At 59.1% G+C, this 22,952-nt stretch carries 18 protein-coding genes; 4 read left to right on the plus strand and 14 right to left on the minus strand.

What is annotated here, in order from left to right:
• Positions 1–170 precede the first annotated feature (170 nt).
• Positions 171–428: an HNH endonuclease gene (locus DSM14862_RS21945; RefSeq protein WP_407705373.1), complete on the plus strand. Its 258-nt coding sequence runs from the start codon at positions 171–173 to the stop codon at positions 426–428.
• A 129-nt stretch (positions 429–557) separates the two neighbouring features.
• Here DSM14862_RS21945 and DSM14862_RS13640 read toward each other — a convergent pair whose 3' ends face one another.
• Positions 558–2,462: a UvrD-helicase domain-containing protein gene (locus DSM14862_RS13640; RefSeq protein ID WP_007117853.1), complete on the minus strand. Its 1,905-nt coding sequence runs from the start codon at positions 2,460–2,462 to the stop codon at positions 558–560.
• A gap of 2 nt (positions 2,463–2,464) precedes the next feature.
• Complete coding sequence (locus DSM14862_RS13645) at positions 2,465–4,447, minus strand: ATP-dependent nuclease (RefSeq protein WP_007117854.1); 1,983 nt, start codon at positions 4,445–4,447, stop codon at positions 2,465–2,467.
• Positions 4,448–5,044: 597 nt separating this feature from the next.
• Between DSM14862_RS13645 and DSM14862_RS13650 the strand changes: the two genes are divergently transcribed.
• The gene (locus DSM14862_RS13650) at positions 5,045–6,880 is read left to right on the plus strand and encodes a TniQ family protein (RefSeq protein WP_040700616.1); all 1,836 of its coding nucleotides are present in this window, start codon (positions 5,045–5,047) and stop codon (positions 6,878–6,880) included.
• Between the two features lie 62 nt (positions 6,881–6,942).
• On the opposite strand, the gene DSM14862_RS13655 is transcribed toward DSM14862_RS13650, so the two are convergent.
• Entirely contained in the window at positions 6,943–7,998 is a 1,056-nt protein-coding gene (locus tag DSM14862_RS13655) for an AAA family ATPase (RefSeq protein ID WP_007117856.1), read from the minus strand.
• Between the two features lie 654 nt (positions 7,999–8,652).
• Complete coding sequence (locus DSM14862_RS13660; protein WP_007117857.1) at positions 8,653–10,932, minus strand: adenosylcobalamin-dependent ribonucleoside-diphosphate reductase; 2,280 nt, start codon at positions 10,930–10,932, stop codon at positions 8,653–8,655.
• A gap of 200 nt (positions 10,933–11,132) precedes the next feature.
• Between DSM14862_RS13660 and DSM14862_RS13665 the strand changes: the two genes are divergently transcribed.
• A complete protein-coding gene (locus DSM14862_RS13665) occupies positions 11,133–11,564 on the plus strand; it encodes a DUF1489 family protein (protein WP_007117858.1) in 432 nt (143 codons plus the stop codon).
• A gap of 6 nt (positions 11,565–11,570) precedes the next feature.
• Here the strand turns inward: DSM14862_RS13665 and DSM14862_RS13670 are convergent, their stop codons facing one another.
• From DSM14862_RS13670 to hisS, 9 genes are all read right to left on the minus strand, one after another.
• Positions 11,571–13,388: an AMP-dependent synthetase/ligase gene (locus DSM14862_RS13670; protein WP_007117859.1), complete on the minus strand. Its 1,818-nt coding sequence runs from the start codon at positions 13,386–13,388 to the stop codon at positions 11,571–11,573.
• A gap of 11 nt (positions 13,389–13,399) precedes the next feature.
• Positions 13,400–14,194 carry an ABC transporter ATP-binding protein gene (locus tag DSM14862_RS13675; RefSeq protein ID WP_007117860.1) on the minus strand — a complete coding sequence of 265 codons (795 nt, stop codon included), beginning with the start codon at positions 14,192–14,194 and terminating at the stop codon, positions 13,400–13,402.
• A gap of 64 nt (positions 14,195–14,258) precedes the next feature.
• Positions 14,259–15,467 carry an ABC transporter substrate-binding protein gene (locus DSM14862_RS13680; RefSeq protein WP_113075653.1) on the minus strand — a complete coding sequence of 403 codons (1,209 nt, stop codon included), beginning with the start codon at positions 15,465–15,467 and terminating at the stop codon, positions 14,259–14,261.
• 30 nt (positions 15,468–15,497) lie between these two features.
• Complete coding sequence (locus DSM14862_RS13685; protein ID WP_007117862.1) at positions 15,498–16,568, minus strand: branched-chain amino acid ABC transporter permease; 1,071 nt, start codon at positions 16,566–16,568, stop codon at positions 15,498–15,500.
• Complete coding sequence (locus tag DSM14862_RS13690; protein WP_007117863.1) at positions 16,565–17,569, minus strand: branched-chain amino acid ABC transporter permease; 1,005 nt, start codon at positions 17,567–17,569, stop codon at positions 16,565–16,567. The genes DSM14862_RS13685 and DSM14862_RS13690 overlap by 4 nt, the downstream gene beginning before the upstream one ends.
• A 70-nt stretch (positions 17,570–17,639) precedes the next feature.
• Positions 17,640–18,455: an ABC transporter ATP-binding protein gene (locus DSM14862_RS13695; protein ID WP_007117865.1), complete on the minus strand. Its 816-nt coding sequence runs from the start codon at positions 18,453–18,455 to the stop codon at positions 17,640–17,642.
• A 212-nt stretch (positions 18,456–18,667) separates the two neighbouring features.
• On the minus strand, positions 18,668–19,357 hold the full coding sequence (gene hisG / locus DSM14862_RS13700; protein ID WP_007117866.1) for an ATP phosphoribosyltransferase: 690 nt from the start codon (positions 19,355–19,357) through the stop codon (positions 18,668–18,670).
• Entirely contained in the window at positions 19,354–20,436 is a 1,083-nt protein-coding gene (locus DSM14862_RS13705; protein WP_007117867.1) for an ATP phosphoribosyltransferase regulatory subunit, read from the minus strand. The genes hisG and DSM14862_RS13705 overlap by 4 nt, the downstream gene beginning before the upstream one ends.
• Positions 20,436–21,932 (minus strand): histidine--tRNA ligase, encoded by a 1,497-nt coding sequence (gene hisS / locus DSM14862_RS13710; RefSeq protein WP_007117868.1) that lies wholly within the window; start codon positions 21,930–21,932, stop codon positions 20,436–20,438. The genes DSM14862_RS13705 and hisS overlap by 1 nt, the downstream gene beginning before the upstream one ends.
• Before the next feature lie 179 nt (positions 21,933–22,111).
• Here hisS and DSM14862_RS13715 point away from each other — a divergent pair, with 179 nt between their 5' ends.
• Positions 22,112–22,306 (plus strand): SlyX family protein, encoded by a 195-nt coding sequence (locus tag DSM14862_RS13715; protein ID WP_040700622.1) that lies wholly within the window; start codon positions 22,112–22,114, stop codon positions 22,304–22,306.
• Between the two features lie 13 nt (positions 22,307–22,319).
• Here the strand turns inward: DSM14862_RS13715 and DSM14862_RS13720 are convergent, their stop codons facing one another.
• Positions 22,320–22,886, minus strand: coding sequence for a hypothetical protein (locus tag DSM14862_RS13720; protein ID WP_007117870.1), 567 nt, complete (start codon positions 22,884–22,886; stop codon positions 22,320–22,322).
• Between the last annotated feature and the right edge of the window lie 66 nt (positions 22,887–22,952).

Raw genomic sequence — 22,952 nt, forward strand, 5'->3', positions numbered from 1 at the left:
CCTCGCTCGAGCAGGAGGTAATAGCCGACAGATCACTTCCCGAAACAACCCGCGAGGCGATCGTCAAGGCGCGTATCGGCCAGGGTCTGTTCCGTCGGCGCGTCGTCCAAAAATACGGCTGCTGCCTAATCACTCAGATCGAGGCACCCGCACTCCTGGTTGCCTCCCACATCAAGCCATGGAGAAATTGCCGGCAGGACCCGCGAGAATGCCTCGATCCCGAGAACGCCCTACTACTTTCGCCGACATGGGACAGGCTCTTTGACCAAGGCTTCATCAGCTTCACCGACCAAGGCGAAATGATAATCTCAGACGACCTAAAGCGGGGGGTCCGTAAGGCGCTTGGCGTCGGGAAACAAAAAATCAAGCTGACACACTACCAAGCCGCCTACATGGCTTGGCACAGGAAGGTCCATAATTTTGAGTAACTACCGGCCCTGAGCCGACATTCGCCAAGTCCGGCATTGCTGCAACGCAGCTTGCTCAAACCGGTTATGTTTCCCCTTCCAGTTTTGGGTTGAGTTCGCACTTCATTCGCCGGACATTGGCGACACAGCTCAAGTCACCGAGATTGTCCTGACGCCCGCCTTTTCCAGCAAACTGTAGAGCGTCGCAATCTTGGTTCGGGCGCCTCTGCGAGCGCAGTAGGTAAAGACGACTCGTTGCTTCGCGCGAGTGAAAGCGACGAAGAAACCAGCCGTGGCCTCGATCTGATCGTTGGCAAAACTCCACCATGCGCCATCGTCAAGGCCGACGAAGATGACGCTGTGGTATTCCAGCCCTTTGCTCTTATGGATCGTCATGAGTGGTATTGCGTGAACGCCCTCATAGGCGTCGAGTGCCATTGACCAATCGCCGCCGCTGTCTGAACACGAGGATAAATGCACGGCAGCGGCATCCAACACTTTCTCCAGCCAGCCTCCCTGACCATAAGCGGGGTGAACTGCAATCAGCCGATCTTTACCCACGAATGCCATAATGTCGTCAATAATAATTCGCGCCGCCGCCTTCGACTTCGGCGGAGACGGATGTGCTTTGCAAAGCTTGAGCGTGTAGGCGTCAAGCTCATGGGCAAGTCTAGACTCCGCGGCCTCGTCATCTGGCGTGATCCCGTGCAGCGTCGCAAGCGCCTCTTGGCATTCAGTCCAATACCTACCAGCGCGCTTAGTCATGGCGAGGCGCAAAATAACGACAGCCAGTTCAGACACTTCTTCCGCCAGCAACTCTTGCAGCACTACCGCCCCAACGGCTCCGGCCTCGTTACGCAGCGGGATACCAGCTGCATTGAAGGCCGGCTCAAGAACGGCCGCATAGTCCGCAGCCTTCTGTCGAACCAGCATAACAAAATCACGCGGGCCGAGGGCGTGTGTCTTCATCTCGGACGCAACGAATGCAGCCAAGCGAGCCGCCTCGACCTCCGGTGTAGAGAAATCCCAGATCGCGCAACTATCTCCGGCAATCGTAACCGCGGTCTTTGAGATTGGTTCTACAGCGCGAGCGTCTATGGCTTGTGCAAGGATATGCTGAATGCGCACCAGCTCTGGCGAAGAGCGATAGTTATTATAGAGCGGTGTCCGTTTGCCAGCGAAATCGGCATCAAAGGCGACGAACGGATCGTCCATCGCCATCGCCCAACGCATGATCTGCTGCTTGTTGTCGCCGACGGCAGTTATGGTCGTTTCGGTGCCGAAGAAGATCGTGCGAAGCAGATCATATTGAATCTGTGTCGTATCCTGAAACTCATCCATAAACAGATGCGAGTAGGTCAGGCGAAGTGCGTCGCGCGCCATCGGATTGACGCGCAATAGGAGTTCAGCGAGCCGGCCGATCATGGGGAATGACAGGACGCTTCTCTTCCCCTCATGGAGTGATGTTTGCCAAAATCGATCCGCCGCCCACTGGCCGACCGTCGGGGTTGACCAACCGTCCAACGGTAGCGGTGATCCGACCAGATCACGCCGTTCAAATGTTTTCACTGCGATACCTTGAAGGTCAGCATAGGTGCCCACTGATGCTGGAGGTGTGCCGACCTGCCGATACAGGAATTCTCGGTAATCCCGATCGTTGGGGAAGATGACTTCGTAGTCGGGGCGTGGACGCCAGCGATCAGGAAGCGCCTGTCCAAGACGGTCAATTAGTCCTTTGGCAAACGCGTCGAACGTTAAGGAGTCAAAGCGTCCGGCATGATGGCGGTGACACCGCTGCCGGACACGCGCCGCTAGGTTCGTGGCAGCGTCTCGCTTGAAACTGATCGCGAGTATGCGCCTTGGCGCGGGTGCGGTTCCCGTCTGAAGCAGATAGGCGGCACGCTGCGCCAACAACTCCGTCTTGCCTGCGCCTGGGCCGGCTATGACAGACCGGTTGTCCGTCGAGCGCACGACCTTGAGCGCATTCGCTTCGAGTGCGTCTACCCCCACGGGCTTCCAATCATCCGGCCGAGCCCGTCGCGAGAGCACCGCCATGGCTAGTCCCGCCGCAATGATTTTGCGACGTGACTGAGGACCTCGGCCAATACGGTCGGCATTTTCTTGACCAGGTCCTTTTTCTTGATGTGCGTCAGGGCAGCGAGGTGCGTTGCCGGCTTGCTGTTGGTGAGGAAGTGATAGCGATAGGCTGGCAGCAGTGCCGGATAGTCCTTAAACGGCCCCGTATAGAGCGTGTTTCCTGGCCCCGCCGTCCCGAGCACGACCTCTGCCGCCTTATCGGCAGCCATTTTAGGCCCTCCACTCTTGGGGATGATTGCCTTGTATGCGTCGGGGAATGCACCGAGCATGGCGAGATCGAGATCAAGCGGTGCCGAGAAAAACACGCCATGCGGCTTAAGACTATTGACCCACGCCACGAGGTTCTTGCAGTCCTCCGCGTCTTGCCAAGTATGCATCTGGGCGAGTTCGGCATCAGGGAGGACGCCTTTGTCGATTCTCAAGAGTTCGGCCTTTGGCGCGCCGAATTCGACGAGCTTTTCGATTGCCGTCTTGACCCGCCCAAAGCCGCCGCCTTTGCGACCCAGATCGAGATCCAAGAGCGTTGCGTGCGGAATACCTAGATGTTTCAAAAGCCGCCAGAAATGTTGGACATGCCGACCGCCCAAGGGAACAATCGCGACGAAGGCGGGGTCGATCAGGAGATCGAGCGCTTCGGCAAGGCGAGGCAAAACGATCCGCTCGGAATCACCTTCGACCAGAAGGACGAACCGAGCGAAGTAAAGTTCGGGATAGGCCAGCATTGCGCCACGGACGAATTTGGCTGTCTCATCGATTCCTGCTGGCATCTTGATCTTTTTGACCGTTGAAACACGTGTCTTCGGATCACAGCGGCAGTAGCGAACCTCACGCGGATCGACGCGGCTTAGAACCGCCGGCGAATGACTTGTGACGATGGCCTGTGCGCCACTTGTGTCGGTCAATGAGCGAACTTGGCGAATGATCCGGGCGAGGAAATAGGGCGAGAGGTGGTTTTCCGGCTCTTCCAGTGCAAAGAGCGTAAGCGCAGGAATGCGTAGCGTGTCGTCTCGGAAGCCTTCGACCGTTCCGGCGACCACCTCGCGCTCCAGATCGAACACTGCTGCGGCCAGCGCAAAATAAAAGAGTGATTGCTGCCCGTCGCTGAGGGCATCTAGGCCGCGTTCCTGGCCGTCCGGTCCCTGCTCGAAGATCACGGCTATCTTGCTTACCACCTCTTCAAAGCGGCGGCTGACCAAGCTGAGCCGCGGCTTCGTATCGACAATATCATCATGCAGGCTCGACCAGCGCTTTTGCAGGGCTTCGACGATAGCTGCGATTGCCGACTCCTCCTCGAAGGCTGCCGCCAGATCCTCAGAAGCTTCCTCGACCGCCTCAGTGGTTTCGGATGACCATTCGATAGCCCGAAGTAAACGGGCAGCGAGCGCACCTGTAGTCGCCTTGATTTGGGCAGCCGCATCCCGGCTGGCGGGCGTATAATAAAGTTGAACCAAACCACGATCCGCAGCCGAGACTGGGTGGCACTTGTCCTCGCCCGGATCGTCGTCGAGCGTATCCACCCAGAATAAGTCTTGGGAGACCTCGCCTTCGACCGTGCCGTCATCTTCCCATCGCGCTTCAAGACGTAGGCGGCAGACCGGAGCATCACCTGCCCTCGCAATCTGCATGTGCCGAAACGATGGTGCTATCGTTTCTGGCGTCGCTGTTCCGTCGGCCAACTCTGGCAATCCGATCATCACGTCGATGAAAAGATCCTTAGGCTCTCGGTCTTCGGGATCGTCATCTACCCCAAGATGAAAATCAGATCGCTCAACGGTGCGCTGCGCACGGGACACGCCGAACAGCTTCGACAGGGCATGAAGCAGCGCGGTCTTGCCCGCTGCGTTCGGACCGACGACAGCCGTGATCTCGGATGCGATCGGCACGGTTATAGGGTCGGGACCAAAACAGCGGAAGCCGGAGAGGGTTACGGATTCGATACGCACAGGCTTCCTTCCATCAGGCCGCAGTAAGTAGCGAGTCGGCACCCTCGCTCAAAACGGCGAGATATCGCAGGAAAAATTAACACTCGACCCTGTTTGCGACTGGTGATTTCCTCAACGACGTCTACCTTGCTGTCGCAAGAAGCTTGGATAGCAGCCATTTCCTGCTCCTTCTCATCGACAGGAGGTAAGGCAATTGAACCATAATGTTAATAACCTTTAGAGCGCCGACGGACTATTAATCGATCCCTTGTTAGCCTAACAGATCGAGTTCCTCTGACAACGGCTTCGGCCAGATGTTTAAACGATACCCTCGCGAGCGCCGCTTTCTTTGAGGATATTCTTTCCCGGTGCAGCGAATGACGGCTTTCCGCCCGTCAGGACATCAAGCGATAGATCGGAAAGACAAGGCTGGTAGCCGAAGCGGAATGGCTTTTACAAAATGCTCTTTGTCCAACGTGCATTCAATAACTAAACCATGCCGCATGGCTGGTCTAACTCCATGCGGCCACTCAACGACTGCAATTGATGCGATAAAAGGATATCAAGACAAGCTAGAGCTTTCGCTATATGCAACCGCAGAATACTTCGGAACACCAATTGACCTATCGCTTACCACTCACGGTTTCTTTGAATTCACACGAAACCGGTTTCTCTTTGATGTCGCGCCTTGCAGCACGGAACGGCATTGAAGTGTCCGAATTCGGACGGGATATGGGGCTGCCATTCAAAACAATTATAGATGGTGACCCCGCCGCATTACAGAAGCTGGCGGACTTGTCAGGCAGCAACGTTAATGATCTCCGCGCTTGGTCGCCACGTTACGTTGCTTCCAGAAGTTACCTTTTTCGAGGTGAGGCGTATCATGCACCAGGAATCCGCGCAACAAACGTGCGTGGATGCACCGCTTGCCTGCGCGAAGACACTGTAGCATCCGAATTGCCTCCCCATCTATCTATGTCGATCAAAGGGAACTGGCTGCCCAGGCATTCGACATACTGCCACCTGCATGAGCTGCCGTTGGTCGATCTTTGGAAAGAGTCAAATCTGACACGCCGCTTTGACACATCTGAACGGTTCAAAGAAATAGCGCCCGTAATCTTGTCCGGCGAATTGGACGGAGAAGCCCGGGAAGCCACGGATTTTGATGAATATCTGGATCGCCGTTTACTGGATGGATCCAGCACGGGCTGGCTCGATAAACATCCACTTTACGCAGCTTGCGTCTTTTGCGATCTCTTGGGGCGGGCGCTGGTTCGCCTGGAGTTTTCCACCTCCAAAGTCGAACAAGGATCACAATGGGCACTTTATCAAATGGGTTATGAGGTTGCGCACAAGGGAGAACCCACGATCTTTGAGGCGTTGAACCAACTCAAATATGAAATTGGCGAGCCTTGGGAAGGTCCCAAGAAGAAATACGGAGTGCTCTATGATCGCCTTTCATATGACCTGACAGGGGACGACTACGCACCGTTCCGAGCGACTTTGCGGGATCATATCTTGGAAACCTGGCCACTTGGGCCGACAGACGAGTTGCTGGGCGAACCCGTGCTGAAAAGGCGCAAGCATTCTGTCATCACAGCAGCCCGTGAGGTGGGCATGGATCCTCGTCGATTGCGCAAGCTATTGGCTGAGGCCGGAATAATAGGCAGCGAAGGTGATGACCGTTGGGATGTATTCGACGCTGAAGTTGCCGCCCCGTTTCTCAACAGCCTCAACCGTCAAGTTAGTGCGTTAGAACTTCAGAGCGAGTTAAGTCTATCCCGTTCGCAATTTGAACTCCTTCGGAAAGACGGTTATCTCCCTCCCTCGCTTTCAGGCGTTGGGCACAAGCCATTGTGGGATGTTGCGCAAGCGCGCGCGTTCATCAACGATCTCCTGCAAGGCGCTGAAACGGTGCTGATACCCCGGGAGAAATGGGTCGATTTGGCAAAAGCCAGTCAGCGACTGAAGATCCGGCCCGGGCAAATCCTTCAGATGATAACCGAGGGGCGCCTTACCCGTATCGGGAAGCTGCACAACGAGAACGATTACGCGAGCATTCTGGTTCATTTTGAAGAGTTGAAAAGCCTTCTGAAATGGCCTGATGCACCGGGGATGACCATTGAGGCGTTCGCTCGTTCTGTTGGCCTTAAGCCGCCACAAGCCGGGCGCCTGATCAAAAACGGCCATACACCGGCTACTATGGCGCAGAACCCGAAAACCCGTGCTCAGCAATATTACATGCAAGAGAAAGACATTGTTGCCTTCAAAGGAAAACTCGTCACGCTTCGAGAACTGGCAATATTGCGGGGCCAAAGTTGGCAATCCTTGCGTGCCGCGCTCCGCGAATACGATGTTGCCCCTTTCAGCCCTGACGGCTTGGATTACGGACTTCTCTATGAATGGGTGGTCTTGGAGGCGAATGATATCGCACACCGGCCTCAATCATTCTGATCGCCGGTCATGCGGTTGGCATATATGGCATGGCATGACCCACGCATGGATTCTGCGGATTCTTAGTGACCAAATGGCACACTCGATACCTGCAGCGCCTCCACGAGTTGGCGGATCTGGCGCAGACTAATCCCACGTGGTGCCTCTGTCATCCGCGCGATGAAAGCACGACATTGATCCAGTTCGCCTTGGTCGCAACAATGGCTCGTCAACCGGTCGAAATGATCGACAGCATCTTCGGCATTCAAGTCTTGAAGATGAAAGACCCGCGCCCGGTCGCGCAACGGTGCTGGAATGAGAACAGCGTCATTTGCTGTCATGATCCAGACTACGCGAGACATATCAAAAGGCAATCGGTGGAACGGGCACTCAAATTGCTGCGCCGTGCCTGCTTCAAGCAAAGGCAACAATGCCGTTGTCAAACTTGTTGACCGCCCACTCTCGCTCCGCATTTCCCCAGCTTTATCAACTTCATCAACCACCATTACCGGATTTGCAGCATGCGAGGACAAAATAGTCTCAACAGGAATACCCGCCTGAGCCGTGCTCCAACCTTTCTCCGTCCCTGTGATCCGGAATCCGGCGCTGCCGCCGCCCACATCGATCAAACGAGATGGCGTTCCAGCAAGTTCTGCCAGACGCCGTGCAAAGTGCGATTTTCCGATTCCTGGAGGCCCTGCGAGGATCACAGGCGGCAGGGCAAGGCCGGACCCGCCGTTCTCGACGTGTGCAAGCATTTGATTCATCACCCATGCGGAAACATCTCGCATCCAAGGGCTTTCGGCATGGAGGTCAGCCGCGAATTGATAGACGGCGTCCTCGCAGGCGGGCCCATTGAATGTTGCGCCGGCACGGGCCAAGGCCGTAACTTGAGCTTTGGCTTCTTTTGACAGCCCACTCATGCCAGCCTGACGCAAGCGACGGGAATGGGCATCGGCCGCAAGGTCCTTTGCCTTCTTTTCCTGACGGTAGCCAAGCTCTTGAACGCCGCCCCCTAGCTTGAGGTTTCCCTTCATACGGATCCAGGCGCGGATGAAATCCTGCTCCATATCAGCAAGGCGCGGCGTGACGAGATCGGGCGACACAACGGCAAAACGGTTGGCTTGTCGCTTATCCATGACCGCGCCCCACACGATACCGATGGGCGCAGAGCAATGCGGTCCTGTTATTGATGATCTTGTTGGCTGCCGAGAGTTTGTGATGGTTGGGCATAACTTTGTCTCCTTTGGTTGAGTAACCTGGGGAGCCGCGGACAAATGCCCGGCCAATGATGGCGTCAGTGCTGTTGAAAAAATGACAGAAGTGACCGGTCCCCGGGGTGGGGTTCAAATGGCGCGTATTGCGCCCTGAATATGCCGAATACTGTAGGTCATGGTGAACAACGGATAGGCCACACCCGCAGTCTGTGTCAACTCTCTGCCGGTTTAGCTGTCATCTGATGCAGTGAGGAGAATTAATGTTGGGCTTCATTGTTTCTCGACCACCCAAGATGGCTCTCATTTAGAAGGCAAACAGGGCACCACCGCTTCTCTGCATCGCAAACTCGCTCTTGAACTTTCGGGAGAGCCAAAGCCAAAGCAGCTACGCATAATGCGGGACGCAACACTCCCGGAGACACTAGATCACGACAAGCCTGCGGCTTTAAACGATAAATTGGGCCCTCGAAAACAAGAACCTGTCAAGAGGATTAACTCTTGACAGGCCTTGCGCACGCTATTGCTTGCTTTTGAGAAGGCTATTGCTGTTTCTGCCTCATGCCCCCCCTACCCCAATCAGCCACACTTACTATGCCCGCAGCTCCCGCAGGTCATGCAGCCTTCAACCATCCGCAGATCGAACTGCCCACAGGACGGGCACGACTTCCCGCGCGGGGCATCCAAGCCGACAACTTTCGCCTGCGGGTCAGTCTTCAACCCCATGCCTTCGCCCGCGATAAACCCGGTGGCGATCATGTGTTGCTCGATCACGCCGCCAATGGCTGCGAGGATGGAGGGGATGTATTTGCCCTGCATCCAAGCCCCGCCGCGCGGGTCGAAGACGGCTTTCAGCTCTTCCACCACGAAGGACACGTCACCCCCGCGCCGGAACACGGCGGAGACCATACGCGTGAGTGCCACGGTCCAGGCGAAATGCTCCATGTTCTTGGAGTTGATGAACACCTCAAACGGGCGGCGGTGTCCGTTCAGCACGATGTCGTTGATCGTGATGTAAAGCGCATGCTCGCTGTCGGGCCATTTGACCTTATAGGTATTGCCCTCCAACTCGGCCGGACGGTCGAGCGGGTCGGACATATAGACGATCTCGCCACCTTCGCTGACCTGATCGGGGCTGTCGGCGGGGGCCTTGTCGGTCTTTTCCGAGGACACGCTCAACACCGAGCCGGTCACGTCGTTTGGACGGTAGGTGGTGCAGCCTTTGCAGCCCATGTCCCACGCCTGCATGTAGACGTCCTTGAAGTCGTCAAAGGAGATGTCTTCGGGGCAGTTGATGGTCTTGGAGATCGAGCTGTCGATCCATTTCTGCGCGGCGGCCTGCATCTTGACGTGGTCGGCGGGCGGCAGGGTCTGGGCGTTGACGAAGTAGTCGGGCAGCGGTGTGTCGCCCTTCAACTCGCGCCACATCTGCACGGCGTAATCGACAACTTCTTCCTCGGTCCGGCTACCGTCTTTTTGCAGCACCTTGCGGGTATAGGCATAGGCAAAGACCGGCTCGATCCCCGAAGACACATTGCCCGCATAGAGGCTGATCGTGCCGGTGGGCGCGATGGAGGTCAGCAGCGCATTGCGGATGCCGTGCTCGCGGATCGCGTCGCGCACATCGTCGTCCATCTGCTGCATGGTGCCAGAGGCGAGGAATTTCTCGGCGTCAAACAGCGGGAAGGCACCCTTCTCTTTGGCGAGGTCCACCGACGCCAGATAGGCAGCGCGGGCGATGGCCTTCAGCCAGCTTTCGGTTTGGGCCGCAGCCTCATCGCTGCCATAGCGCAGGCCGACCATCAGCAGGGCGTCGGCCAAGCCGGTGACACCAAGGCCGATGCGACGTTTGTTCTGCGCCTCATTCGCCTGCTCGGGCAGCGGGAAATTCGACACGTCGACGACGTTGTCCATCATCCGCACAGCGGTGGCGACAAGCTCGCTCATCGCGTCTTGATCAAGATGGGCGGCCTCATCGAAAGGCTGTGCCACAAGACGCGCGAGGTTGATCGAGCCCAAGAGGCACGCACCATAAGGCGGCAGCGGCTGCTCGCCGCAAGGGTTCGTGGCGGCGATCGTCTCGCAATAGTTCAGGTTGTTCGCAGCGTTAATGCGATCGATGAAAATCACACCCGGCTCGGCATAGGAATAGGTCGCCTGCATGATGTTGTTCCACAGGTCACGCGCTTGCACGGTCTTGTAGACTTTGCCACCGAAAAGCAGATCCCACGAGCCGTCGGCCTTCACGGCCTCCATGAAGGGGTCAGTGACCAGCACGGACATGTTGAACATGCGCAGGCGCGCCGGGTCAGACTTGGCGGTGATGAAGTCTTCGACATCTGGGTGATCGCAACGCATTGTCGCCATCATCGCGCCGCGGCGGCTGCCTGCGGACATGATCGTGCGGCACATCGCGTCCCAGACATCCATGAACGACAGCGGGCCAGAGGCATCCGCCGACACGCCCAGCACATCCGCGCCACGGGGCCGGATGGTGGAGAAGTCATAACCGATCCCCCCGCCCTGCTGCATGGTAAGTGCTGCCTCTTTCAGCATGTCGAAAATGCCCGACATGCTGTCAGGCACGGTGCCCATGACAAAGCAGTTAAACAGCGTCACACGGCGCGCGGTGCCAGCACCTGCGGTGATCCGGCCAGCGGGGAGGTATTTGAAATCTTCCAGCGCGCCGAAGAATTTGTCTTCCCAACCGTCGGCATCCGATTCGACCTGCGCGAGGTCACGCGCGATGCGGCGCCAGGTGTCTTCCACGGTGACGTCTTTCGCGGTGCCATCAGCCCCTTTAAAACGGTATTTCATATCCCAGATTTGTTCGGCGATCGGGGCAGTAAAGCGGGACATACAATGGTTCCTTTGAGTCGTGAGGCAGCACGAATGCGACTTAAGAGGCGGCATCGATACTACATGGCGGGCAGATTTCTCAACGGCCAAATCGCATTTTGGTGAGAAATTATTCCTGAGTGTACCACAATACCTTGCTAGCTCCGAGGGCAGAACTACTATATAAAGGCTCATTCTCGGGCAACGGTGCGGGGGAACTTTTGGATAACTACATCAATCTAATCAAACTTTCGGTCGGCACCGAGTGCGTCGAGAGCCTCGCCAAATGGCAGGCGCGCAAGGACGTGCGGACGAAAGACGGTCTGCCGCGCCATGTGACCCGCATGTGGCCCAAGCGCGAGGCCGAGATTCTCAACGGCGGATCAATCTATTGGGTCATCAAAGGGGTGATTCAGGCCCGGCAGCGCATTGTCCGGCTAGAGGAAATCACCCGCGCCGATGGCATCCGCCGCTGCGCCATCGTGCTCGACCCCGAGATCATCCGCACCCAAGGCAGCCAGCGCCGCGCGTTCCAAGGCTGGCGCTACCTTGCGCCAGAGGACGCGCCGCCCGATCTGCCCGAAGGCCGCGAAGACGAGACTGAGCTGCCGGTGGAACTGAACCGGGCGCTGGCCGAGATTGGCGTGCTCTGAGACCGATCACGTATAAAGCGCGTCAATTTCCCCGGCATAGACCTCATAGACCTTGGCGCGGCGCACCTTCATTGTCGCCGTCACCTCGCCATCGTCATGGTCCAATTCCTTGCGCATCAGCCAGACCTTCTTGACCTGCTCGACCCGCGCAAGATCGCGGTTGTGGCGGGCCACTTCAGCGTCGATCAGCTCCTGCACCTTCGGATGCTCGGCCAACGAGCGGAAGGTGGTATAAGCGATCCCCTGCCCTTCGGCCCATAGCCGCACAGTGTCCATGTCGATCTGCACCAGTGCCGTGACATAGGGCCGCTTGTCAGCCACCGCGATGACTTCCTTGATAAAGGGGCTCGCCTTGATGACATTCTCGATATGCGCAGGTGCGAGGTTCTTGCCCGCTGCGTTGATCATGATGTCTTTCTTGCGGTCGATGAGGGTGATTGAGCCGTCGGCCTCCTCCCGCCCCACGTCGCCGGTGTGCAGCCAGCCATCCTGAATGGTCTCGGCAGTGGCTTTGGGGTTTTTGTAATAACCTTTGAAGATCGTCCCACCCGTGAACAGCACCTCACCATCTTCGGCAATCTTTGTGCGCACACCGCTCACGGGGAAACCAATGCGCCCGTCACATTGCCCCCAAGAGCGCTGGATCGTCCCCACGCCAGAGGTCTCGGACATGCCCCATGCTTCGCGGATATTGACCCCAATGCCGCGCATAAAGCCCAAAAGCTCGGCACTGATCGGCGCAGCGGCAGAGATCGCAAATGTCGTCCGCCCCAGCCCCAGATAACTGCGGATATGGCGGTAAACGAGCGTGTCCCAAAAGGCATGGGCCATCCGGTCCCCCGCGCTCCATTTGTCGCGCCGGATCATCCCGCGCCGCTGCGCGCCCTTGAGCGCCATCAGTGTCATCGGCCCCTTGAGCCGCCCCGCCGTCTGCGCCTGCACCAAAACGCCCGCCTGCATCTTTTCCCAAATGCGCGGCACGCCGAAAAATACCTGAGGCGCCACTTCGCGTAGATCCAACGTGATGGTCCGGAGGCTCTCGCCAAAATTCATCACGAACTGCTGCGACAACCCGTTAATCACCGTCACTGCCTGTTCGGCGATGTGACACAGCGGCAGGTAACTCAACACGTCCGTCCCCGGCGGGTACTCTCCAAAGACATCCCGCGCCACGCCAACGCCCGCGTGAATGTTGCCATAGGAAATCTCAGCCGCCTTTGGCAGCCCGGTCGAGCCGGAGGTAAAGACCATCATCGCGGTGTCATCCGGCTTGATCCCCGCCTGACGCGCCCGCAGGTCGTCATTGAGTTCAGCAATCCGCGCCCGGCCCCGTGCGAGCAGATCATCGAAGCTGATAAGCCCCAATAGGTCTTCGCCCCGCGTGCCTTTGGGGTTGAAGATCACCAATTGTTTAAGCTGCGGCACCCGCCCGTCCAGCTCCTTGATTTTATCCAACTGCTCCTGATCTTCGATAAACAGCACAGTGGTATCCGAGGCATTCACCAGATGCTCCAACTCCGCTGCGGGGCTTGTGGGGTACATGCCCACCACAACCCCTGCTGCCGCGTTGATGCCGAACTGCGCCTGCACCCACTCACTGCGGTTTTCGCTCAGGATGCCGACATGGCCACCCGGCGCCAGCCCCAGATCGACCAGCCCGGCGGCTGTGGCCTGCATGATCTCCTGCAGCCCCGCCCAGGTGATCTCATTCCAGATGCCGAATTCTTTTTGCCGCATCGCCACGCCCGTGGGCCGGTTGCTGGCATGGTTGTGCACCATGCGCACCAGCGGTGCGAAATCGCCTTTGAACTCATCAAATGCCATCTGCGGTCTCCTTAGCTGAGCCAGCGTTTGCGGCGTTTGTAATGCTTCACATCGCGGAAGGACTGCCGCTCGCCCCCCTCCTCCCCCATGCCGAGGTAGAAGGACTGGATATCCTTGTCGCCACGCAGCTTGGCCACATCGCCTTCCATGACGATCTGACCGCTTTCCATGATGTAGCCGTAGTCGGCGACCGAAAAGGCCACGCCCGCGTTCTGTTCGACCAACAGGATCGCCGTGCCGTCCTCTTGGTTAAGCCGCTTGATCGTGTCAAAAATCTCGGCCACCACCTTGGGCGCAAGGCCCAGCGATGGCTCATCCATCAAGATCAATTCAGGCCGCGCAATCATCGCTCGGCCAAAGGCTAGCATCTGTTGCTCCCCGCCCGACAGGTAGCCCGCAATCTGGCGGCGCCGTTCTTTCAGCCGGGGAAAGAACGCGTAAACCTTATCATAGTCGGGCTTCGCCTTGCGCTGATCCAGCGCATAAGACGCGGCGATCAGGTTGTCCTCCACCGTCATCTCGCTGAAAATCCGCCGCCCCTCGCGCACATGGAACAGCCCTTGCTGCACCAGACGGTCAGGCTGGATCGTCATGATCGACTGGCCCTTAAATGAAATCCGTCCCTCGCCCACCTCGCCATTCTCAAGTGCCAGCAGGTTGCTGGCCGCCTTGAGCGTCGTCGTCTTACCCGCGCCATTGGTGCCCAAAAGCGTGACGATCTTGCCGTCCGGCACTTCCAAAGACAGCCCGCGCAGCGCTTGCACCGTGTGATGATAGGTCACTTCGATGTTCTCGATGGTCAGCACGGGCGCTTCCTTTTCCGGCCAAAACGGGGGGGGGAATCCGGGGGCTATACCCCCGGACGTTTGCTTAAACGGTGAACCAATCCGATTTCGGCGTGAACAGCCCATCTTCGGGGTTGTAGCCATAAACGCGGCCCGTCCCGATCGCGTTGTTCTCCATGCTCACCGGCCCACCAAAGAAGCCGCCCGAATCCCAATCAGAGATATTCGCGAGGTTCTCGGCGATGTTGTCGGCGGTCAGTTCTTGGCCGGCTTCGGCGGTATCGCGGAAGGCCTTCATGGCAATCTCTAGCCCGCACATGGTCTGGATCGCCCATGTCGACATGTAGTTCTCCAAGGGCGTGCCTGCGAACATCGTCTTGCTAAGCTCTGCGTACTGCTGGTAGCGCGGCGCGTCTTCGCGGTCATAAAAGTAGCGGTAGGGCATGACACCCTCGTAACCGGCAAGGAACGGCCCCGCCTCGGCGGTGATCCGGTCAGCGATCAGCTTTTCCATGCCCCAGAAGGTGCCCTTGAACTTGACCGGCAGGCCAAACTGCCGCGCGCCGCCGATAAGCTGTGGCCAAACGCCGGTGACATAGCCCTGCAAGATGCAGTGATCCGCGCCCGATTGCGCCAGTTTGGTGACGTGCGTGGGGATGTCCGCCCCCTCGGCCTTGGTGCTTTCCTCCAACACGACTTCCAGCCCCAGCTCTTCGGCCCGTTTGCGGCCATGCTCGATCGGGTCGCGGCCAAACTCGGTGTTGGAGAAGATGAAGGCGACCTTTTGCCCGCCTTCGTTCTTGATGTTTTGCAGCAGGATATCGAACTGGCTCTGATAGGTCGGGCCGCTGAGATACTGGTAGGGATGCGTCGCGGGATCGGCCAACTCGGAAGCAAATGAAGTGGAGCCCATGATCCGCGCGTTCTCGCCCTTCAACTCAGGCGCGATCAGCTTCATCGCGCCGGTGCTGTCGGCAAAATAGCCGATCATGTTTTTACCTTCGGACGCCAGCGCACGCTGGTAGTTGTTCAGCGCGTTCTGCGGCACATAGCCGGAATCTTCGGTCACGAAACGAATGGGCGTCCCCGCGATGCCGCCCTCGTCATTGAAGAGTTTCGCGGCCATGGCAAAGGCGGGCGCAACCAACTGGCCTGCTGTGGCAAAGGGGCCGGTCAGCGGCAGTGACGCCCCCAACACATATTCTTTTGGCTGCGCACGCAGGATCATCGGCATGCCAATGGCCGCTGTGGCAGCAGCAGTGGTAGCGAGGAAGGATCGGCGGTTCATTGTCATCTGTCTTCTCCCTAAAGTGGCCTGTTGTTGTTATCCGCGCGCAAAGGGCCATCTGTTTGCTGCGCGTAATATGCGGTCTACGATCTGGTTAATGCCAAGCGGTTCTTTCAGCAGGAACAGCACCAGCAGCACGCCAAAGGCGATTTGCTGCAATGGCGCACGCAGTTGCCCGGCCCCGGCGCTGTCGCCCGCCAGCGCACCAAAGAGCACCTTGATCAGCTCCGGCACCAACACGACGATGATAACGCCAAACACCGGACCCATCGTGCGCCCCATGCCGCCGATAATCAGCGCCGCCACGAGGTTTAGCGACAGCGCCAGTTCAAACTGCTCAGGCAGAATGCGCGCGTAGAAATAAGCGAACAGCGCCCCCGCCAGCCCGCAATAGGCGGCGGAAAGGGCAAAGCTCATCAACTTGTAGCGCAGCAGCGAAATGCCGAGGATTTCGGCAGAGTAATCCCGGTCACGAATGGCGATGAAGGCGCGCCCAATGCGGGTGCGGATCAGGTTCTGTGCGGCCAGAAGCGAGACGAGGCCCACCACCGCAATCAGCCCGAACATCTCGCGCTTGGTGTCCAACTCCCAGCCCAGCAAGTTCGGCACATTGGTATTGATCCCGACCATGCCGCCGGTCCAAGGCGCAAAGAGGTCTTCTTCGATCAAGAATATCACGATGAAGTTCGCCGCCAGCGTTGCCACGGCAAGATAAAGCCCTTTGACCCGCAAGCTCGGCAGCCCGACCAACACCCCCACCGCAGCGGCCAGTGCCACAGCCAGTGGTACTGAGATGAAAGGCATCAGCCCCGCCGGGATCACCCCGGCCCCGAGGTTGCCAAAGATCGTCACCGCATAGGCGCCGATGGCCACAAATGCGCCGTGGCCCAGCGACACGAGCCCGGTATATCCGGTCAGAATATTAATCCCCACCACCGCGATCAGCAGGATGCCCATCTGACTGGCGATCAGGATTAAGTAATCGTTGCCAAAGGCCGTAAACAGCGCCAGCGCCACAATCGTCGCATAGACGAACGCCTGCTTGTAGCGGTTGTTCAGCACCCGCTCATCGGCGGCGTAGGTTGATTTGAGGTTCGCGTTAATCATATCCGCTCAACCTCTTTTTGGCCCATTAACCCATGTGGCCGCCAAACCAGCACCACCAGCACGGTGACATAAGGCACGATCTCGGCCCAGCCGCCGCCCATCTTCCACTGGGTCATCGCCTCAAGCACGCCGACAACCATCGCCGCGATCAGCACGCCCACATAGCTATCAAGCCCGCCCATCAACACGATCGCCAGCACCGAGAAGCCGAAAAGCCCGAGGCTGGGGGAAATGCCGTTGCGCGTGGCCAAAATCGCCCCGGCGATAGCGCCTGTCGTACTGGCCAAGACCCACGCCCGCGAGAAGACTTTGGGCACCGAAATGCCCATCGAATAGGCGGTCGACTGATCCTCTGCCGTGGCGCGAATGGCGATGCCGCCCTTGGTGAATTTCACAAAAGCCACAATGCCGCCGAACAGCAGCAGTGCCACAAACATGTTCACCAAGTCGGTCCCAAAGAGGAAGATCATCGTCCCAAAAAGTTCAAACCGGATCGGCATATTGGGCGCGATATAGGGCACGCTCGCCGCATCCGCCGTCCAGATCAACTGTGCAGCACCCGAGAGGATCGAGATCAGCCCCACCGTCACCATAATCATCGCAAAGATCGACTGGCCCATCAGCGGTCGCATGAGCACCCGTTCAATGATCCGCCCCAGAATGGCGTTGCAGATCAACGCACCCAACAATCCCAACACGATACGCGGCAGGTTCGCCACCCAGTCCAGAACCGCTGCCACGGGCGAAAACATCGGCAATTCGCCCCGCATCTCGACCATCCAGCCCGGTTGCCAGGAGGCCAGCCAAGCAGGCGCCCAAGGTTGACCCGGCACAATCACCGCGAAGGTGAAATAGAAATAGGCCCCGAACATGATTAGGTAGCCGTGGGCGAAGTTGACCACCTTTGTGGCCTTGTAAACGCTGACGATCCCGACGGCGATCAGCGCATATATCGCCCCTGCCATCAGCCCGTTGATCGCAAATTGAACAAACTGCCCCATTAGAACGCCTCCCCGTGCCGGATCCCGGAATTTTCAAAAAATTCCGGCCCGATTTCTTTGAAAGAAATCGTCATGCTGCGGCCCCCAGATAGGCTTCGATCACTGCGGGGTCTTTGGAAACCTCTTCCGGCGTGCCGCTGGCGATCTGCTGGCCGAAGTTCAGCACCACGATGCGTGAGCAGATATCCATCACCATATGCATGTCATGTTCGACCAGTAGGATCGTGGTGCCGAACTGCTCCTGCACGTCGAGGATAAACCGCGCCATATCCGCTGTTTCTTCGCGGTTCATCCCCGCCACAGGCTCATCCAGCAGCAAAACCTTCGGCCGCATCGCCAGCGCCCGGCCCAGCTCAACCCGTTTTTGCAAGCCGTAGGGCAGCATGGTGATCGGGTATTTGCGGATGTGGTCGATCTCAAGAAAGTCGATCACCTGTTCTTCGATCTCGCGGCGCAGCTCTAACTCGGCTTTCTGCGCGGCGCCGAAATAACGGAGCGCTTGCCAGACGTTGGTATTGAGCCGCGTGTGGCCGCCCAGCTTGATGTTATCAAGCACGGTCATGCCACGAAACAGCGCGATATTCTGGAAAGTCCGCGCCAGCCCAAGACCCGCCCGTTTGTCGGGGCTGAGCGTGGTGATATCCTCTCCCTCGAAGGAAACACGCCCCCGGTCAGGTTTGTAAAACCCTGAAATCGCGTTGAAAAGCGAGGTCTTGCCCGCGCCGTTGGGGCCAATGACACCGGTGATCTCTCCGGCCCCGGCTTCGAAATTCACCCCTTGCAGCGCCTTGATGCCGCCAAAGGACAGATGCAAATCCTCAATCTTCAGCAATCGCCCACTCCCATGCGGCGACAGCTGCGGCCCCTCGCGAGGGGCGCGTGACATCCGATCATCGACGGATCCTCCCTATGTCCCGATCCCTGCTCCTTTTGGCGGCGCTTTCGGCATCGGGCCTGTTGACCCTTTCACCCTATCCAAGTCCCGCCATCCCGCAAGGGGCTTGATGATATGCACAGCAAAGCGCCCCTGAGCCGAACTGGCTCAGAGGGTGCAATGATCTGGAAAACAAGAGAAAACCGGGCGGTTGTAACGCTACGTCAGGTCAGTTGGGCGATCAGGGTTTTCAGCGCTTTGCGGCTGTGATCCTCCAACGGTGCCATGCGTGAGCGCCAGAGCGTCGCCTGCGACTGCAAGATCAATCCGTCGCTGAGGATCTTCAGGTGATTGGCGCGCAGGGTCTCACCGCTGGAGGTGATATCGGCAATCGCCTCGGCGGTTTCATTCAGCACCGTGCCTTCGGTCGCGCCTTGGCTGTCGACCAGCGCATAGTCGGCAACCCCATGGGTGCGCAGGAATTCCCGCACCAGCCGGTGATACTTGGTCGCAATCCGCAGACGGAAACCATGTTCGGCGCGGAAAGCAGCAGCCGCGGCATCCAGATCATCCAGCGTATCGACATCGACCCACGCCTGGGGCACGGCGATGATCAGATCGGCATGGCCAAAGTTCAACTCTTCCAGCGGCTCAACCAATTGATCCCAAAGCGCCAGTTTCTCCTGCACTAGATCGGTGCCGGTCACGCCAAGGTGGATGCGCCCCGCCGAAAGCTCGCGCGGGATTTCCCCGGCTGAGAGCAACACCAGAGAGACATCCTCAATCCCTTCGACCTTGCCCGCATATTCGCGGTCAGACCCGGTGCGCTGCAGGCGCACGCCCCGCGCGCCGAACCATTCAAAGGTCTTTTCCATCAGCCGCCCCTTGGACGGCACGCCAAGTTTCAGCGTCATTGCCCGGCCTCCAGTTCCAGCATCAGACCGGGGCGCATCACACCGCCCACCGCCGGGATTTCATCGCCCTGCCCCAATCGTCGGGTCAGCGCGTCATAGCGGCCGCCGCTGGCGATATTCGGCAGATCGGGGCGCGCATTGGCCTTAAAGGCAAAGACAAAACCGTCGTAATATTCCATTGACGACCGGCCATGGCTGGCCTCGAACAACAGCGCATCGGTGTCGATCCCGCGCGCGCGCATCGCTTCGGCGCGGGCGGCAACGCGGGCCACAGCATCGCCGATGGCAGGCATGTCGACGGCCAGATCACGCAGACGGCTGAGTGCGTTGGGCAGGGTTTCTTTAATCTCTAGCAGCGCCTCAAACAGGTCGACCTGCTGGGCGGAAATCGGGGCTGTTGTGGCATCTTCACGCAGCGCCGCAACACGCGCTTCGATCTCTGCCTGCGACCGCAGACCGACCTTGGGGGCATCGCAAACCGCGTCGGCATTGGCGAGCAGCGCCTTGCGCCCAGCAGGCACCGGCGTGCGCCCGGCATAGCGGTCAAGCAATGCGCGGAACCGACGCGGGCGCCAGATGTGCCGCATCAACGCCTGTTTACGCGCGGGCGAGGTGCCAAGCCCCTGCACTGCCGCCATCAACACGCCGATATCGCCCGTCACGGGGCGCACCGGCAGACCGTGCATCGCCTCGGCAATCAGGGCGAAAACCTCGGCATCGGCCGCCGCCGGGTCGACACGGTCAAAGACCTCAAACCCCACTTGGATATATTCGTTGGCGCGGTTCGGATCATGCTCTTGCCGCCGAAAGACCTCTCCCGAATAGGTGTAGCGTGCAGGCTCGGCCCCATGGGCCATATGCATCTGCACCACCGGCACCGTGAAGTCGGGGCGCAGCATCTGCTCTCCGCGCAGGGCATCCGATGTCACATAGGCCCGCGCGCGGATGTCCTCGCCGTAGAGGTCCAGCAGCGTGTCGGCCGGTTGTAGGATCGGCGGTTCAACCAGCACGGCGCCCTGCGCGTCGAAAATCGCGCGCAGGGACGCGGCACGCGCCAGCGTTTCGGAACGTGTGGGCATCAGCTTGTCCGATCCAGAATATCGCGGACCGCCTTGATTAGATCACTACGCTTCACCTCGTATTGGTTCTTGCGCTCTTTCCACTCATCATGGCTCGCGTCCTGCGCCATCTGCGCGCCGAGCACCATGTCCTTGATCTGCACCACACCGCGGTCCTGCTCGTCACCGCCTTCAATAACGACGACCGGGCTTTGCCGTTTATCAGCGTATTTCATCTGGTTGCCGAAGTTCTTCGGATTGCCGAGGTAAACCTCCGCCCGGATCCCCGCCTGCCGCAACTCGGCGACCATCGCCTGATAATCGGCCATGCGATCCCGGTCCATCACGGTGACGACGACGGGGCCAGTGGCTTCCGACGCCAAACGCCCCTTGGCCGCCAGCGCGGCCAACAAGCGGTCCACCCCGATCGAGACGCCCGTCGCAGGCACTTCCTGCCCGGTGAAACGCTTGACCAAATCATCATAGCGCCCGCCGCCCGCGACCGAGCCGAAGTTCCGCGCGCGGCCCTTTTCGTCTTTGATCTCGAAGGTGAGTTCGGCCTCAAACACCGGCCCGGTGTAATAGCCAAGGCCGCGTACGACCGACGGGTCGATCTCAACCCGATCAGGGCCATAGCCGCCCGCTGCCAAAAGGTCAGAGATCAGCTCAAGCTCATCCACGCCCTGCACACCGACATCGGAGCCTGCCACCAACTCACGCAGCCGCGCGACAGTCTCGGCACCGCTGTCGCGTTTGGCCTGCATGAAGCCCATGACCACATCGGCCTGCGCATCTTCCAGCCCGGCGCCCTTGGTGAAATCGCCGCTGTCGTCTTTGCGGCCTTCGCCCAGCAGCGCGCGCACGCCCTCTGGCCCCAGCCGGTCCAACTTGTCGATGGCCCGCAGCACGATGCCACGCTCGGTATCTTTGTCGTCACCGGCAAGGCCCGCAACCTCCAGCACTCCGTTCAACACCTTGCGGTTGTTGACCCGCACGACATAGTCGCCGCGCGCGATCCCCACTTCTTCGAGGCAATCGGCCAGCATCGCGCAGATCTCGGCGTCTGCCGCCACAGATGGCGCGCCCACGGTATCCGCATCACACTGGTAAAACTGACGAAACCGCCCCGGCCCCGGCTTTTCATTGCGCCAAACCGGCCCCATCGCATAACGGCGGTAGGGCATCGGCAGATCATTACGGTGCTGAGCATAGACCCGCGCCAAGGGGGCCGTCAGATCATAGCGCAGCGCCAGCCAATCGCCGGGCTTGTCGCCTTCGGAATCTTCCTGCCACGCAAAGACACCCTCATTCGGGCGGTCCACATCGGGGAGGAATTTGCCAAGCGCCTCAACCGTCTCAACGCCCGAGCTTTCCAGCGCGTCGAACCCATAGCGGTGATAAACGGCGGCGATCTTGCTGAGCATCTCGGCCCGATGGGTCACCTCGGTCCCGAAATAATCGCGGAACCCCTTCGGGGTCTGCGCCTTGGGACGTGGGGTTTTCTTGGGCTTTGCCATAGCAAGGATCCTCGGTGCATCAATTGGCCTCGCGTCTAGCCCAAGCCCCCCGCAAGAGCAAGCAACGCCGCGTGTTGCCCCTGTCCTGTGCCGCCCGCCCATGCTAAATCGCGCAAAAAGGACGCGCCCCCATGACAGATCAAGCCGCAGATCAGACACCAGACCAAACCGCAGACCGGATCAACCAACTCGAAGAGCAGATCGCCCATCTGACCCGCGCGGTCGACGATATGTCAGAGATCGTCACCCGTCAGGAGGATGAGATCGTCACTCTGAACCGCCGCGTGCATATGTTGATGCAGCGCGAAGGGGAGCGGGATGCCTCGGGCGGTGGCGCTGTCGTCATGGGCGATGAGCGGCCCCCGCACTACTAAGCGGCGGTTCTGCTCAATTCGCTGATTTCATTGCCACGGCGGCCACGGCCCCGTCATGTACCAGCACCTCTGACCACCGCGCGGTCTGGCCCAAACGCTCATAGGCGCTGACGAAAAACGCCGTATCATCGAGCGTGCCAATCCGCTTGCCGCAGGGTTTGCCCTTGCCCGCGCCGCAGACGTTGGCTTTGATCGCCTCATAGGCCGCGTCGGTCTCGGCGGTGGGCAGGTTTTCCCCGGCCGGGCCATAGTGCAACTGTTCGTAGACCGAGGGCGTGCCGAACAACACATTGGCCGCCGTCAACTGCCGCGCGCAATCATCCGCAAAACCGGTGATGTAGAAGCTGCGCGGCCCCGCGCTGCCGGGTTGCGAATCGAACAGCCGATAGCCCCGCGCCACGGGTTCTTCGACCATCTTACCCAAATTTTGCTCGCGCACATCACAGACACGGGCGACCTCGCCAAATGGCAAGGCGGTGCCAAAGCCGACCTCTGCGACCTGAGGCAATGGCGCGGGGGGCGCCATGCCGCAGGCGGAGAGAAGCGCTGCCATGAATAAAAGGCTGATGCGTCGGTACATGGTCTGCTCCCCTTTGGTTGTCAGGGAATTAGCGCAGCCATTGCTTGCCGTCCACCGACGGGCGGA

The sequence above is a fragment of the Sulfitobacter indolifex genome (assembly GCF_022788655.1).
GTDB classification, from domain to species: domain Bacteria; phylum Pseudomonadota; class Alphaproteobacteria; order Rhodobacterales; family Rhodobacteraceae; genus Sulfitobacter; species Sulfitobacter indolifex.

What these genes read in the sequence shown, in the direction of transcription:
- DSM14862_RS13690 (WP_007117863.1), bottom strand. Translation starts at nt 17,569, where the DNA reads ATGGGGCAGTTTGTTCAATTTGCGATCAACGGGCTGATGGCAGGGGCG.
- DSM14862_RS13720 (WP_007117870.1), bottom strand. Translation starts at nt 22,886, where the DNA reads ATGTACCGACGCATCAGCCTTTTATTCATGGCAGCGCTTCTCTCCGCC.
- DSM14862_RS13695 (WP_007117865.1), bottom strand. Translation starts at nt 18,455, where the DNA reads ATGTCACGCGCCCCTCGCGAGGGGCCGCAGCTGTCGCCGCATGGGAGT.
- DSM14862_RS13705 (WP_007117867.1), bottom strand. Translation starts at nt 20,436, where the DNA reads ATGCCCACACGTTCCGAAACGCTGGCGCGTGCCGCGTCCCTGCGCGCG.
- DSM14862_RS13680 (WP_113075653.1), bottom strand. Translation starts at nt 15,467, where the DNA reads ATGACAATGAACCGCCGATCCTTCCTCGCTACCACTGCTGCTGCCACA.
- DSM14862_RS13655 (WP_007117856.1), bottom strand. Translation starts at nt 7,998, where the DNA reads ATGGATAAGCGACAAGCCAACCGTTTTGCCGTTGTGTCGCCCGATCTC.
- DSM14862_RS13670 (WP_007117859.1), bottom strand. Translation starts at nt 13,388, where the DNA reads ATGGCATTTGATGAGTTCAAAGGCGATTTCGCACCGCTGGTGCGCATG.
- DSM14862_RS13685 (WP_007117862.1), bottom strand. Translation starts at nt 16,568, where the DNA reads ATGATTAACGCGAACCTCAAATCAACCTACGCCGCCGATGAGCGGGTG.
- DSM14862_RS13660 (WP_007117857.1), bottom strand. Translation starts at nt 10,932, where the DNA reads ATGTCCCGCTTTACTGCCCCGATCGCCGAACAAATCTGGGATATGAAA.
- hisG (WP_007117866.1), bottom strand. Translation starts at nt 19,357, where the DNA reads ATGACGCTGAAACTTGGCGTGCCGTCCAAGGGGCGGCTGATGGAAAAG.
- DSM14862_RS13640 (WP_007117853.1), bottom strand. Translation starts at nt 2,462, where the DNA reads ATGGCGGTGCTCTCGCGACGGGCTCGGCCGGATGATTGGAAGCCCGTG.
- hisS (WP_007117868.1), bottom strand. Translation starts at nt 21,932, where the DNA reads ATGGCAAAGCCCAAGAAAACCCCACGTCCCAAGGCGCAGACCCCGAAG.